Source organism: Sphingobium sp. AntQ-1 (assembly GCF_028538045.1).
Classification (GTDB): domain Bacteria; phylum Pseudomonadota; class Alphaproteobacteria; order Sphingomonadales; family Sphingomonadaceae; genus Sphingobium; species Sphingobium cupriresistens.
Window position 1 is genome coordinate 117,974 of sequence record NZ_CP117159.1, and the last position, 13,959, is coordinate 131,932.

The 13,959-nt window shown below is 62.3% G+C and carries 16 protein-coding genes; 13 read left to right on the plus strand and 3 right to left on the minus strand.

Features of this window, described 5'->3' with window-relative positions:
* Positions 1-17: 17 nt before the first annotated feature.
* Entirely contained in the window at positions 18-1,220 is a 1,203-nt protein-coding gene (locus sphantq_RS19335) for an acetyl-CoA C-acetyltransferase (RefSeq protein ID WP_129926244.1), read from the minus strand.
* A 153-nt stretch (positions 1,221-1,373) separates the two neighbouring features.
* Between sphantq_RS19335 and sphantq_RS19340 the strand changes: the two genes are divergently transcribed.
* Together sphantq_RS19340 and sphantq_RS19345 are read left to right on the plus strand one after the other, a co-directional pair.
* Positions 1,374-3,044: a class I adenylate-forming enzyme family protein gene (locus sphantq_RS19340; protein ID WP_066607782.1), complete on the plus strand. Its 1,671-nt coding sequence runs from the start codon at positions 1,374-1,376 to the stop codon at positions 3,042-3,044.
* A gap of 26 nt (positions 3,045-3,070) precedes the next feature.
* A complete protein-coding gene (locus tag sphantq_RS19345; protein WP_066607780.1) occupies positions 3,071-3,853 on the plus strand; it encodes an SDR family NAD(P)-dependent oxidoreductase in 783 nt (260 codons plus the stop codon).
* A 7-nt stretch (positions 3,854-3,860) separates the two neighbouring features.
* Here sphantq_RS19345 and sphantq_RS19350 read toward each other — a convergent pair whose 3' ends face one another.
* Positions 3,861-4,553 carry a GntR family transcriptional regulator gene (locus tag sphantq_RS19350; RefSeq protein ID WP_201785544.1) on the minus strand — a complete coding sequence of 231 codons (693 nt, stop codon included), beginning with the start codon at positions 4,551-4,553 and terminating at the stop codon, positions 3,861-3,863.
* Positions 4,554-4,683: 130 nt separating this feature from the next.
* On the opposite strand from sphantq_RS19350, the gene sphantq_RS19355 reads away from it, so the two are divergent.
* From sphantq_RS19355 to sphantq_RS19405, 11 genes are all read left to right on the plus strand, one after another.
* The gene (locus tag sphantq_RS19355; RefSeq protein WP_272800465.1) at positions 4,684-5,535 is read left to right on the plus strand and encodes a fumarylacetoacetate hydrolase family protein; all 852 of its coding nucleotides are present in this window, start codon (positions 4,684-4,686) and stop codon (positions 5,533-5,535) included.
* Between the two features lie 53 nt (positions 5,536-5,588).
* The gene (locus sphantq_RS19360; RefSeq protein WP_066607768.1) at positions 5,589-6,554 is read left to right on the plus strand and encodes a VOC family protein; all 966 of its coding nucleotides are present in this window, start codon (positions 5,589-5,591) and stop codon (positions 6,552-6,554) included.
* A complete protein-coding gene (locus sphantq_RS19365; RefSeq protein ID WP_082679184.1) occupies positions 6,551-7,291 on the plus strand; it encodes an alpha/beta fold hydrolase in 741 nt (246 codons plus the stop codon). The genes sphantq_RS19360 and sphantq_RS19365 overlap by 4 nt, the downstream gene beginning before the upstream one ends.
* Complete coding sequence (locus tag sphantq_RS19370; RefSeq protein ID WP_272800466.1) at positions 7,288-8,064, plus strand: SDR family oxidoreductase; 777 nt, start codon at positions 7,288-7,290, stop codon at positions 8,062-8,064. The genes sphantq_RS19365 and sphantq_RS19370 overlap by 4 nt, the downstream gene beginning before the upstream one ends.
* A gap of 82 nt (positions 8,065-8,146) precedes the next feature.
* Positions 8,147-9,310 (plus strand): acyl-CoA dehydrogenase family protein, encoded by a 1,164-nt coding sequence (locus sphantq_RS19375; RefSeq protein ID WP_066607763.1) that lies wholly within the window; start codon positions 8,147-8,149, stop codon positions 9,308-9,310.
* A gap of 9 nt (positions 9,311-9,319) precedes the next feature.
* Complete coding sequence (locus sphantq_RS19380; protein WP_066607761.1) at positions 9,320-9,778, plus strand: hypothetical protein; 459 nt, start codon at positions 9,320-9,322, stop codon at positions 9,776-9,778.
* Positions 9,775-10,164 carry a MaoC family dehydratase gene (locus sphantq_RS19385; RefSeq protein ID WP_129926240.1) on the plus strand — a complete coding sequence of 130 codons (390 nt, stop codon included), beginning with the start codon at positions 9,775-9,777 and terminating at the stop codon, positions 10,162-10,164. The genes sphantq_RS19380 and sphantq_RS19385 overlap by 4 nt, the downstream gene beginning before the upstream one ends.
* 19 nt (positions 10,165-10,183) lie before the next feature.
* The gene (locus sphantq_RS19390; protein WP_242495988.1) at positions 10,184-10,738 is read left to right on the plus strand and encodes a VOC family protein; all 555 of its coding nucleotides are present in this window, start codon (positions 10,184-10,186) and stop codon (positions 10,736-10,738) included.
* A gap of 16 nt (positions 10,739-10,754) precedes the next feature.
* Positions 10,755-11,594: an alpha/beta fold hydrolase gene (locus sphantq_RS19395; RefSeq protein ID WP_082679183.1), complete on the plus strand. Its 840-nt coding sequence runs from the start codon at positions 10,755-10,757 to the stop codon at positions 11,592-11,594.
* Positions 11,591-12,346 (plus strand): SDR family NAD(P)-dependent oxidoreductase, encoded by a 756-nt coding sequence (locus tag sphantq_RS19400; protein ID WP_066607749.1) that lies wholly within the window; start codon positions 11,591-11,593, stop codon positions 12,344-12,346. The genes sphantq_RS19395 and sphantq_RS19400 overlap by 4 nt, the downstream gene beginning before the upstream one ends.
* 15 nt (positions 12,347-12,361) lie before the next feature.
* On the plus strand, positions 12,362-13,279 hold the full coding sequence (locus sphantq_RS19405; RefSeq protein ID WP_066607746.1) for an alpha/beta fold hydrolase: 918 nt from the start codon (positions 12,362-12,364) through the stop codon (positions 13,277-13,279).
* Between the two features lie 48 nt (positions 13,280-13,327).
* Here the strand turns inward: sphantq_RS19405 and sphantq_RS19410 are convergent, their stop codons facing one another.
* A complete protein-coding gene (locus sphantq_RS19410; protein WP_066607744.1) occupies positions 13,328-13,852 on the minus strand; it encodes an ester cyclase in 525 nt (174 codons plus the stop codon).
* Between the last annotated feature and the right edge of the window lie 107 nt (positions 13,853-13,959).

Consider the following 13,959-nt stretch of genomic DNA (forward strand, 5'->3'; position numbering starts at 1 on the left):
GGTTCGCAAGGGCGCGTTCAGACGCGCTCGATAATGGCGGCCGTGCCCAGGCCGTTGGCGGCGCACAGCGTTATAAGGCCGGTTGACGCATCGCGCCGCTCCAGTTCGTCGAGCACGGTGCCCAGGATCATCGCCCCGGTCGCGCCGAGCGGATGGCCCATGGCGATCGCGCCGCCATTCACGTTGATCTTGTCATCGGGAATGTCGAGGTTGCGCTGGAAGTGCATGACGACGCTGGCGAAGGCTTCGTTCAGCTCCCACAGGTCGATGTCCTTTTCAGTCATGCCGCCGACCTTCAAGGCCTTGCGCGACACGGCGGTCGGCGCTGTCAGCATGATCGTGGGTTCAGACCCGATATTGGCATAGGCGCGGATGCGGCCGCGCGGCTTCAATCCGGCCTTTTCCCCAAATGCCCTGGATCCCACGAGCACCAGACCCGACCCGTCGACTATGCCCGAACTGTTGCCGCCATGATGGACATAGCTCAGCTCTTCGATCTGCGGATATTTCGCCTTCGCCACGGCTTCGAACCCGGCCTTGCCGAACCCTTCGAACGCCGGCTTGAGCTTGGCCAGGCTTTCGACTGTGGTGCCCGGACGCATATGCTCGTCACGGTCGAGGACAACCTCGCCTAAAACATCCGTTACCGGGACGATAGAGCGTTTGAAATAGCCCTGATCCCACGCATGGGCAGCCTTGCGCTGGCTTTCGACCGCGAAGCGATCGACATCTTCGCGGGTATAGCCGTCCAGTGTGGCTATAATGTCCGCACCGATCCCCTGCGGCGCGTAATAATTGCCGTAAGCAACCGCGGGATCGGATGTCCATGCGCCCGAATCATAACCCATCACCGTGCGACTCATCGATTCTACGCCGCCGCCGATTCCCGCGTCGATCATCCCGGCATGAACCTGCGCCGCGATCAGGCTGACAGCGTCCAGCCCGGTGGCGCAAAAACGATGGATCTGCTGTCCGGCGACGGTTTGAGCATAGCCGGCCTGCAATACGGCCGCGCGGGCCAGAACGCCGCCCTGCTCGCCGACCGGCTGGGCCATGCCGATGATGACATCGTCCAGCAACGCGGTGTCCAGATCGTTGCGGGTCTGGAGCGCCTTGAGCAATTGCGCGGCCATTTCGACCGACGTGATTTCGTGCAGCGCGCCGTCCGGGCGGCCCTTGCCGCGCGGCGTGCGAACATGATCGTAGATATAGGCTTCCATCGTAAATTCCCGACCCGTGATCCGATACTTTGCTGTGTCCGCTCTTGGCGCGGGCCGCCCTGTCCGCACCTATCCAACGAAAGGCGCATGGGCGCGCGGGCGCTGCAATCTGATGCCAAGACAGGATCGGCTGAAATTTAGGAGCGGGCTTTCGTGGGCATCAAGGGCGAGGACAGCGCCGCAATTCGCATAACGGCGACGACGCTGGGCGATCTGCTACTGGCAGGGTGGGACAAGGGTCGCGGCAAGGACGCACTGGTCTTTCCAGGCGAACGCAAAAGCTATGACGATCTGGTGGCGAGCGTCCTACGGCGCGCGCGTGGGTTGAAAGCGCTGGGCATCGGGCGGGGCGACCATGTCGGCATATTATTGCCGTCCAGCATCGAATTTGTCGAAACGCTGTTCGCCAACGCCATGTGCGGCGCGGTGTCGGTGTTGATGAATGCCCGCTACAAGGCGCCGGAAATGGCTTATGTGGCGCAAAATGCCGATTTGCGTGCAATCGTGACTAATGATCTGATCAGCGAGCATGTGGATTTCGGCGCGCGCCTGACAGAGGCCTTTCCCGACCTGTCATCGGCGGTCGATCCTGCCGCGCTGACGCTGGCGGAAACGCCCCTGCTTCGACAGATCATCATGCTTGGCGGACGCTCCGCCCCCGGTTTCATCGACCAAGCCATGTTCGATGCAGCGGCAGATGGCGTCAGCGAGATGGACATACATGACGCACGTTTGACGGTGCGTGTCCGCGACACCGCGATGATCCTCTATACGTCCGGGACGTCGGCCAATCCCAAGGGTTGCCTGCTCAGCCATGAGGCGGTGACGCGCGAGGCGAATAATCTTGCCCGCTATCGCTGGGGCTTCCAGCCCGACGAACGCGCCTGGTCGCCGCTGCCGCTGTTTCACATCGCCGCGATGCTGTGCATGCTGGGCGCGATGGATGTAGGCGGCACCTTCATCGGCCAGCCCCATTTCGACGCCGGGGAAAGCCTGCGCCAGATCGAGGCGGAACGGGTGACGATGATGTTTTTGCCCTTCGTCACCTTCCATCAGGCGATGATCGCGCACCCCGATTGGGACAAGACGGATATGTCGTCCGTCCGCCTGCAAAATAGCTGCTTTGCCTTCATGCCGGACCGGGTCGGCCGGGCCTATCGAGACAAGGCGCCCAACATGCTGCAAGTCGGCACCATGGGCATGACCGAAGCGACGGGGATCGTGACGACTGGCGGCCCGGCGATGGACCCTGAAATGGGCTTCAGAAAGCTGGGCTATCCGCTGGCCGGGATCGAGATGAAAATCATCGATCCCGACACCGGCGTGGAACGCGGCGTGGACGAGCGGGGCGAAATATTGATCCGCGGCTATAATCTGTTCGACGGCTATTATCGCGACCCGGAAAAAACCGCCGAAGCGATCGACCCGGACGGATGGTATCATAGCGCCGACATCGGATCGATCGACGCGGAAGGCCATGTGATGTTCCATGGACGTTTCAAGGATATGCTAAAGGTCGGCGGTGAGAATGTCGCAGCAGCGGAAGTGGAGGCCGTCCTGGCCAGCCATCCCGCCGTCCGGCTGGCGCAGGTCGTCGGCCTGCCCGACGATCGGCTGGCCGAGATACCGGCGGCCTATATCGAGTGCGATGGCGACGTGTCGGTGGAGCCGGACGAACTGATCGCCTACACCAAGGCGCGCCTGGCATCGTTCAAGGTGCCGCGCCACATCCGGTTCGTCGACGAATGGCCTATGTCGGCGTCAAAGATTCAAAAGTTCAAGCTGCGCGCGGCGTTGATGGACGAACTGGGCCTGAACGACTGACAGAAAAAAGAATTGGGAGAGCATATATGCGGGTCATCATCACAGGCGCGGCCAGCGGCATAGGGCGCGCCTGCGCGCAACTGCTGGCCGATGGCGGCGCGATTGCGGGCGAGCATCGGATGTTGCTGGTCGATCGGGATGCGGCCAACCTTCAGATCGTCGCCGATGCGATCGGCCCGGCGGCTGCGACGTGCGTGGTCGACCTGGCGCAGCTGGATTGCGGCGACCGGATCGTGGCGGCAGCGCTTGCGCATATGGGCGGGATCGACGCGGTCGTCAGCAATGCCGGAATCATCATGGGTGGCGCGCTCGTCGACCTCCCCGTCGAAGATTTCGACCGTATCTTTGCGATCAATACCCGGTCCGCCTGGCTGCTGGGCAAGGCGGCGCATCCGCATTTGAAAGTCAGCAAGGGCGCCTTCGTGGCCACCGCCTCCATGTCCGCGACCGCGCCGACGCCCGCGCTGGGTTTCTATTCATGCAGCAAGGCCGCCTTGCTGATGATGATCCGCCAGTTGAGCATCGAATGGGGACCGGACGGCATCCGATGCAACAGCGTATCCCCCGGCCCGACCTATACGCCGATGACGGCAGCGGGCTATGACGACAAGGCCCGGCGCGACCAGCGCGAGGCGAGCATACCGCTGGGCAAGCTGGGCATGGCCGAAGATGTCGCCAACGCCATTTTGTTCCTGATCGGGCCTCAAGCGGGACATATTAGCGGGATCGACATATTGGTCGATGGCGGAATGAGCAACATGCTAATGCCCGCCAGTGGCGGCGGAACCGGACAGAAGCGGCAGGACTAGAATGGGGTCAGGCCGCCTTCTCGCCCGGCAGGCGCATCGCGCCGTCCTGCGCATCGACCAGCAGGCGGGCGGTCGCCATCAGGTGATCGCCCAGCAGCGCCACCGCCCGATCGGCGTCGCGGCCGAGCGTCGCGGTGACGATATCGCGATGTTCATGGACCAGATCGCGCTCGCCGGTCGCCAGCGGGACGGTGAGGTAGCGATAGCGCTCCGACTGGGCGTAGAGCCAGTCGCGCATCCGCAGCAGCCAGGGGCTGTCGCAGGCGGCCACCAGCGCATGGTGGAACGCGCCATGGGCGTCGGCATAATCCTCGTTCAGGCGGGCAGGATCGGCGGGATCGCGAGTCGGCGTTTTGCTCAGGCGGTGGGCGGCGCTGACGATCGCGGACTCCCAGTCCAGCCCTCCGCTCATAATGGCGCGGCGCAGACATTGCCCTTCTATATCGCTGCGCACCGTTACCAGATCCATCAGGTCGCCGATCGAAATCGGCGTCGCGCGAAAACCGCGCGCATCATCCTGCGTCACGAAACCTTCGGACGTCAGGCGGGACAAAGCCTCCCGCACCGCGCCAAGGCTGAATCCGCGATTGTCGGACACATCCTTGATGTTGATCCTGTCACCCGGCACCAGCCGACACGTCAGCAGATCATCCCGCAACTGGCGATAGGCCCGCTCGGTCAGGCTCAATTTCTTCATCATCGCAGCAGTCATAGCAGCTTTGAAACCACAGGCAAATGCAGATAGTATATTTTAAATCTCAGAATATATTTCATATTGACCCGGATGGCGGCGGCCGCCACGGTGGCAGGGTATCAGGAGGACAAGAATCATGCGTTTGGCTAAGGTTTCGAAAAATGGGCAGATCGGTTTGGCGGTCGATACCGGGGCGGGCGTCAAGGTGCTGTTCGGCGATGCAGCGCTCTATGATCTGGACGCGCTGATCGCGCAGGGTGGCGATGCGCTGACTCAGGCGGGTGACGCGGTCGCGACCGGGGGCGAGGATGTCGCCATCGACGACCTGACGTTCCTGCCGCCACTGGTCAAGGCGCCCAAGATCCTGTGCCTGGGCCTGAACTATAAGGACCATGCCGCGGAGGGCGGTTTCCAGGTACCCGAATTCCCGACCGTGTTCGGTCGGTTCAATAGCAGCCTGATCGGCCATGGCGCCCCCATCATCAAGCCGCCCTGTTCCGACCAGCTCGACTATGAGGCCGAAATGGTCGCGGTCGTCGGCAAGGGCGGCAAGGACATAGCCAAGGACGACGCGCTGTCGCACATCGTCGCCTATTCGGTGTTCAATGACGGGTCGATCCGCGACTATCAGCTAAAGACACCGCAATGGACCGTCGGCAAGAATTTCGACGATACCGGCGCATTCGGGCCGTGGCTGGTGACGCCCGACGAACTGCCGGCGGGCGGCGCGGGCCTCAAGATCGAGACGCGCCTCAATGGCCAAACTGTGCAAAGCGCCAACACATCCGACATGGTATTCGACGTAGTCGACACGGTGGCGCTGCTGTCGACCTGCTTCACGCTGGAGGCCGGCGACCTGCTGGTGATGGGGACGCCGTCGGGCATCGGCCTTGCCCGCAAGCCCCCGCTGTTCATGAAGGATGGCGATGTGTGCGAGGTGGAGATCGAGAAAATCGGCTTGCTGGTCAACCCGATCAAGGCAGCCTGACAACGGGCGGGCGGCGGCATTGCGTCGCCGCCCAATCAGCCAAGGAGGACAGGATGAACGACAAGAGCATCGTGGGACGGCGCGCCAATGTGCTGGGCGTCCATTCGATCGACCATTTTGCGTTGGACGTGCCCGACCTGGAGGAAGCACGCCGCTTCTATAGCCTGTTTGGCCTTGACGTGCGCGACCGCGATGGCGCAATCGAACTCTATACTCGGGGCAACGCGCACCGCTGGGGCATCATCACCCAGGGGGGCACTACCAGGAAACTGCGCTATGTGAGTTTTGGCGTCTATGCCGATGAGATCGACGCCTTTGCCGCGCATCTCGATGGCTGTGGCGTGACTCAAATCGATGCCCCGGCGGGCGCGGAAGATAATGGTATCTGGTTCTACGGTTTTGACGGCCTGCCGATCAATGTCCGGGCGGCGGACAAGGCGACACCGGCGGAAAAGAGCCAATTTTCCTTTGTCAGTGCGCAACCCGGCAAGTCGGGCGCGATCCTCAACAGCCAGGCGCCCAAAGTCTATCCCCGCCGCCTGTCGCATTTCGCCATTTTCACCACCGACGTGAATGCGGCGATCGACTATTATGAAAAGACGCTGGGCCTGCGCCTGTCGGACAAGAGCGAACCGGCGGTCGCCTTTCTGCATGGGGTCCATGGCAGCGACCATCATCTCCTGGCGCTCGTAATGTCGGATCGGCGCGGAATGCATCATAATAGCTGGGACGTAGGGTCGGTCATGGAAGTCGGCCTGGGCGGTGCGACCATGGCGCGGGCGGGCTATGGACCCAATTGGGGTCTGGGCCAGCATGTGCTGGGCGCCAATTATTTCTATTATGTCCGCGACCCTTGGGGCAGTTTCAGCGAATATTCCGCCGACATCGACTTCATCCCGCATGATGTGGACTGGCCGTCGGCCAACCATGCGCCCGAAGACAGCATGTTCCTGTGGGGACCAGATCCGTTCCCGGAATTCATCCAGAATACAGAAGTTGCGGAGGCTGACCAGTCATGACCACATTCGTTTTACTCCACGGCGGCGGCATGGGCGGCTGGACCTGGAAATATGTCCGTGAACTGCTCGAAACACTGGGGCATAAGGTTTATACGCCGACCTTCACCGGCTTTGGCGAACGGTCGCACCTGATCGGCCGGGATGTCGGCAATGCCACGCATGTGCAGGATGTTGTCAACGTCTTGCGCTATGAGGATTTGCGCGATGTCGTGTTGGTCGCCCACAGCTATGCCGGGACGGTCGCGCCGGGGGTGATTGCGCAGATGGGCGATCGCATCGCCAGCGTGATCTACCTCGACGCCATCGTGCCGCATTCGGGCGAACGTATAGCATCGCTTATGGGCTATGTTCCCGAAGATCAGCTTGCTGGTCTGGACGCCATGCTGGACGCGGGCGAGGGACCAATCGGTTCTGGCGTCGATGCCATGCAGCGCGAGGCAGCCAAGACCCATCCCCATCTGATGGACCCGGATCGCGAAAAATGGCTGCTCGACAATCTGTCGGACCAGCCGATGAAGGCGACCGCCTGCGTCATTCCCGTCGGCGCAGAAACGATTGAGAAGCCAGTCGATTATATCGCGGCGGCGATAACCGTCATGACCGCGATGCACGATCGCGCGCGAGCGCTGGGCTGGACGATCCATAGTCATCCGGGCGATCATGCGCTGCTGGTGGGCGATCCCGAAGGGACCGTCGAACTGATCCTGAAAATCACAGCATCGAAGGGCGCGGCATGAACGTCGATGCGCTTTTTTCAGTCCAGGGTCGGGTCGCGCTGGTCACCGGCGGATCGAGCGGCATCGGTCGCCACATCGCCACCGGCTATGCGGCGGCAGGCGCCAAAGTCTATATCTGCGCCCGTACCGAAACCAAGGTCATGGCCGCCGCGCAGGCGATTAACGAAGCGACCGGCGGCACCTGCATCGGCCTGACGGCCGACCTGTCGACGCTCGGTGGTATCGACGCCCTGGTGGCGCAGATGGCTGCGCGCGAAAACGCGCTGCATATGCTCGTCAACAATGCCGGGACCATGGCGGATGCGCCAATCGACGATTATGGCGAGGATGACTGGGACCAGGTGATCGACCTGAACCTCAAGGCGCCCTTCTTCATACTCCAGAAATTCCTGCCGCTGTTGCGCGCGGGCGGAACGGCGGAGCGGCCGGCATCGCTCATCAACATCGGGTCTGTCGGTGCGCTCAAGGTCGGGCCAAAGGAAAATTACGCCTATCAGGCGTCCAAGAGCGCGATTCACTGGATGGCCAAAGGGCTGGCCAAAAGACTGGGGCGCGACAACATCACCGCCAATGTGATCGCGCCGGGCTTTTTCGAATCCGAAATGACCGTGATCGCGTCGGACGAGATGCGCAAGATGGTGGAAGCCATGGTCCCGCGCGGGCGCGTCGGCACGCCGGAGGATCTCGCCGGGGCCGCCATCTATCTGGCGTCGCGCGCGGGCGCCTACGTAACCGGATCGGTCATCCCGGTCGAAGGCGGCCTGTCGATCTGACGGCAGCTTACCCTATAGGACGATAGGTTCTCAATGCGCCCGACTGGTGCCTAACGGCCGGGCAAAGAGAACAGGAAAGACAATGGATTTTTCGCTCACCGAGGAGCAGCAGGCGTTTCGCGATATCGTGCGCCGCTGGGTGGATGCCGAGGCACCCAAGGACTGGATGCGCACGCTGGAGGCCGACGAGGAAAATTATCCCTACGCATTGTGGGACAAGATCGCAGAGCAGGGTTTCTTCGGAATCGGCATCCCGGAGGAGTATGACGGCCTGGGCGGCGACGTCATGATGCAGATGATCTTCGCGCGTGAATTTGCGCGGACGGCGGGCGGGTTGCTCTGGGTTTGGGGTCTGACATCCTTTGGCGGGGCCAAGACGATCAGTTCGGTCGGCACCGAAGAACAGAAGAACCGCTGGTTGCGGCCGATGGCGCAGGGCAAGTTGCGGGTCTCCCTTTCCATGACTGAACCAGATGGCGGCACCGACGTGCTGGGCGCGATGAAAACCTATGCCGACAAGGTCGAGGGCGGATGGAAGCTCAATGGCGCGAAGATGTGGACGACCGGCGCGAAGGCCGCCGACCGCCTGCTCGTCCTGGCGCGCACCGACAAGGATGTCGAAAAGAAACATCATGGCCTGACCATGTTCTTCGTCGATGCCAAAGCGCAGGGCATCACCGCATCGCTTCTGCCCAAGCTGGGGATGCGCGCGATGGGATCGTGCGAGGTCCATTATGAGGATGTGTTCGTCCCCGATGAGGATGTTCTGGGGGAGCCGGGCAAAGCCTGGTATGCGATGCTGCCGACGCTCAACAATGAGCGGATCATGGTCGGCGCGCAATGCCTGGGTGCCATCGACGGCGTGTTGGAGGACGCTGTGGCCTATATGCTCCAGCGCAAGGCGTTTGGCGGCATCATCGGCCGCTTTCAGGCGCTCCAGCATTATGTCGCCGACATCGCGACCTGGCAGAAAACCACCGAATTGCTGCTCAACAATGTCGCCTGGATGCAGTCCAACGGCATGAATTGCGGCGTCGAGGCAAACATGCTCAAGATGGTCGCGACCGAAAATGCGGTGAAGGCCGCCGACCTTGGCATACAGATCATGGGCGGCATGGGCTATTCGGCGGAAACCGACATGCAGCGTTACTGGCGGGATCATCGCATCCTGCGCATGACCCCGATCAGCAACGAAATGGTGCGCAATTCGATCGCCGAAAGCCTCGGCCTGCCGCGCTCATACTAGGAAACCGCCATGAGCGATCTCGACACCCTGCCCCCCGCCCCCAATGCTGCCGGCACATCGCTGGACGGAACCGCGGTATTTACCATCAATGCGGAGGAAAACGCCGCACTGTGCCGTTCGACGGGCATCGAACCGGCGAGCGACGGCACCGCGCACCCGATCTATTATTATATCGCCACGCAGGTCGCGATGGGCAAGACCGTGGCGGGCGTATGCGAGGCCTGCGAATTCGATGTCGATGACGGCCCGATGATGGGCAGCAGCGGCGTGCAGTTTGACGCCCCGCTGATGGTCGGGGCAAGCTACAAGGTGACGGGGGAAATATTGAGCCTGATCCGCAAGCGTAGCCGCAAGCTGGGCGTTATGGATGTGCTGACATACCGTCTGCGCCTGCATCTGCTGGACGGAACGCAAGTTCTGGAAACCGACAATGTGTGGGTTCTGCCGCGCAAGGAGTTTGCCGCATGAGCTATGCCGTCGGAGACACATTGCCGCCCTTCACGATCGAGAGCGTCAGCCCCGAAGCCATGAAACAATGGGCGATTTTCCTGGCGGACCCCAATCCCATCCATCTGGATGTCGAGGTGGTCAAGGCCAAGGGGCTGGGCGACCGCGTCATCAATCAGGGACCGGCCAATGTCGCCTATATGATGAACATGCTGATGCGCGCATTTCCCGGCGGGCGGATCAAGGCGATGGATTCACGCTTTCTGGACAATGTCTATGGCGGCGACCGCGCAACCGTGACCGGCACGGTCACAGCGATCGATGGCCAGGTGATAAGCTGCGCCTTCGCGCTGGACATAGATGGGCGCGGGACGGTCAATTCCGGCACGGCGACGATAGAAATCTAGAATTTTCGAGGAGAAGAATATGCCAAGCGGACCTTTTGCCCATGTGTGCATGGTCGTGCGTGACCTGGACACGGCGATCGTGGACTGGACCAAGATATTGCGCGTGCTGGACCCCGCCAGCCTGGAAAAGCGCCTCGTCAAATATGACGAATTTTCCAGCGGCGCCGATGCCGGCATGAAATGGGCGACCTTCGTCAACGACGGCGGTACTGAAATCCAGTTCATCCAGCCCGCTCCCGGCACGCCGATGGGCGACCGGCTCGACAAGGTCGGCGAACATGTCCATCATCTTTGCTATGCGACCGACGATGTGCCGGGCGCGATGGAAAAGCTCAAGGCCGAAGGGCTGCACCTGCCCGGCGGTGGCCAGACCTATAATGACCCTGACATGACCTGGCAGAAATGGAGCTGGGTCGGCGCTAAAAGCACGCACGGCGCCCTGATCGAGGTGGCGTCGCCCTATGAGAGCCGCAACGATGGCAAATGGCACCATGCGCCGGGCAAATTCGCCTATACCGGACCGGGCGAACATGAATGTTTCGCCGAGATCGCGCCGCCCATCGCCGCCGAATAAGCCTGACGCGCCCGGCATGATGTCCGCGACCCGGATCACCCTGCCGGGCGACGGCGTGGCGATGGTCGCGGACGCCTATGGCGACCCGGCCGCGCCGCCCGTCTGCTTCTTTCACGGGGGAGGTCAGAGCCGCCGGTCATGGGCAGGATCGGCGCGGCGGGTCGCGCAGGCAGGCTATTATGGCCTGAGCTTCGACCTGCGCGGCCATGGCGACAGCGGGTGGGCCAGCAATGGCGACTATCTGCTGGAAGCCTATGGCCGGGATGTCGAAGCGATCCTGTTCGCGCTCGATCGTCCGGTCGCTCTGGTTGGCGCATCGCGCGGCGGGCAATCGGCGTTGGTAGGCGGATCGCGCCATCCTGATCGCGTGGGGCTGATCATGCTGGCCGATGTTGCCCCCCATATCGATGACGCCGGGGTGGAGGAAATACGCAGTTTCTTCCATGCCAGTGCGGCGGGCTTCGCGTCGCTCGATGAAGCCGCCGATGCGCTGCATCTTCACCTCGGCCAGCCGCGCCTGCCCGACGTGTCCGGCCTGGCCAAGGCGATGCGGACGGATGGCGGGCGGCTGTTCTGGCACTGGGATCCGCGCACCACATCACGGGAATTTCTGCACCCACCCTCGGAAGGTGAAGCGCTGGTCGCCGCAGCGCAGCGCGTGACTGCGCCGGTCGTGCTTGTGAGGGCCGAACTGAGCGAGATCGTAACGGACGAGAGTATTAGCCAGTTTCAGACGCTGACCCCGCAATTGGAGGTCGAGGTCGCCTATGGCGTGGGCCATATGTTCACCGGCGACCATAATGATGCCTTTGCCGACCGGCTGTTGCGCCATCTGGGCAGGCATTTGCCGCTATGAACCGGGGCGCGGCCTTGATTGTCGGCGGCACGGGCGGGCTGGGAAGCGCGATCTGTCGCTGCCTTGCGTCCGATTGGGACGGCCTGGCGATCGGCTATCGCTCCAGCGCGGACAAGGCGCAGGTTGTGATCGACACATTGGAGGAAGGCGCGAAACGCGCCATCGCCGTCCATTGCGACCTGGCTGAAATGGCAAGCATTCAAAATGCGGTCGCTCAAACCAAAGCCCGGTTCGGCGCGATCGGGACGGTGATATTCGCCAGCGGCGTCGACATTGCCCAACCCTTTGTCAGCCAGATCGGCGAGTCTCAATGGCGGCAGGTAATCGAAGTCGAGCTGATCGGCTTTACCCGCGTCGTCGCTGCCGCCCTGCCCCATTTCCGGGCGCAACGCTTTGGCAATTTCGTATCGGTGGTGTCGGTCGCCAACTATTGTTTTCCGCCCGGAGACGCGCTGTCATCGGTGCCCAAGGCAGGGATCGAGGCGCTGGGTCGTGCGATCGCGAAGGAGGAAGGGCGATACGGCATCCGCGCGAACATGGTCGCGCCCGGCATCATCGACGCCGGTCTGGGCGCCGATTTCCTCACCAGCCTTTACACGCCCGACATCTGGGAGGCGCAACGCAAGCGGATCGCGCTCCGGCACTTTGGTGCGGGCGATGATGTCGCGCAGGCCGTCGCCTTTCTGGCCTCGCAGAAGGCGCGCTACATCACTGGCCAGACGCTGATCGTCGATGGCGGTTTCAGCCTCTGATCGCAAGGAACGTCCATGCCGAAGTTCACACTGTCGCTGCCCGTCCAAACCGCCGTCGATTTCGGCGAGCCTATACAGATCGCCGCAACGCTCGCGTTGCCAGACAATGCGCGCCCCGGCCCACTCGATTTGCGCATATGCCTGCATGGCGGCACCTACAGCCGATGGTATTGGGACGCGCAGATTGCGGAGTGGCCGGGATATAGTTTCGTCGATCACTGCCTGGCGCATGGCAAGGCGGTGCTGGCGATCGACGCGCTGGGCATGGGCGACAGCAGCCAGCCGCTCCACGAAGACAGGCTGACGCCGTACTGCGGTGCGCAGGCGCATCATCTGGCGTTGAGCAAAGTGCTGCAACGGATGGACGCAGGGGAATGGGGCGCGGAATTTGCCGGGCGCGCGCGCCGGGTGACGGGGGTGGGTCATTCGATGGGCGGGATGCTGACCATCCTGCAACAGGCAAGATGGGCCAGTTTCGATCAGGTCGCCATCCTTGGATTCACGAATATCGGGCTGGCCATGAGCGACGCGGTGCGCGCGGATCTGGACGCGCGGGTCGCAGGGTCAGGCTATGGCGCGGCCAATCGTGCCGCGATGCGCGGCTATTTCCATGCTGCCGACGTGCCTGACGCCGTCATCGCGGCGGACGATGCGCAGGCTTCCACCACGCCCAACAGCTATGGGCGGCTGGCGATCGTGCCGGGCGGCGTAGCGGGGGAGGCAGCGGCGATCACCGCCCCGGTGTATCTGCATTTCGCCGACATCGACGTCAGTCCCGATCCCCATCGCGAACCGGCCGGCTATCGCGGATCGCGCCATGTCACGATGACGACATTGGCGGATGCGGCCCATTGCCATAATTTCGCATCGACACGCCAGCAAAGCTGGGCGATGCTGGACCGGTGGATCGACCATGTCGGCGCCGTCGACTGACCGCAATGCCGCCCCGATCCGCCAAAGGGGATCGGGGCGTGCACCATCTTATTTGTAGGGATCGACCGGCTGGGGCACTTCGATCACTTCGAGATCCTTGAGCATCGTCAGCACGTCCGAGATCGAATAAATATGGTCGATCTTGTCACCGCGGAAGCGCAGCCACGAGAACCACAGGACGTTGAGTTCGTTGCCGGTCGGCTGAACGCCCATATAGGGTCCGCCGGTATGTTTGCCATGATGGTGGCACAGGACGCAGATTTCGTCTTCACCCCGGCCCCACGCCTTGAGCGTGCGATAGATGCTGGGCGGGAATGTCGTGTACAGACCCTGCGGTGAGGTTTTCCAGACATGATAGGTGCCCAGGTCCGGCCGGTTGGGATTGTCATAGGTCATGGTGTCGGTGTTGAAGAATGCGTCCATGCCATCCCAGTCACCGCGGTTGATGACTTCGTGCAGGTCCATCCAGTGATTGACCATGAACGCCTGGCGATCGGTCAGCCCGGCGGTGATTTCGGCCCGCTTTTCTTTGGACAGGACGAAATCGGCTTCGGTGAACGGGGCGAGACCCATCTAAACTCTCCTTGATGCAAAATTGGCCCGCTGACCTACGCCGGCGGTAACGCCTCATCCCCTCCACAGCCAGGGTCTACACCTACCCAACGAAAGGCGGTCGGCCA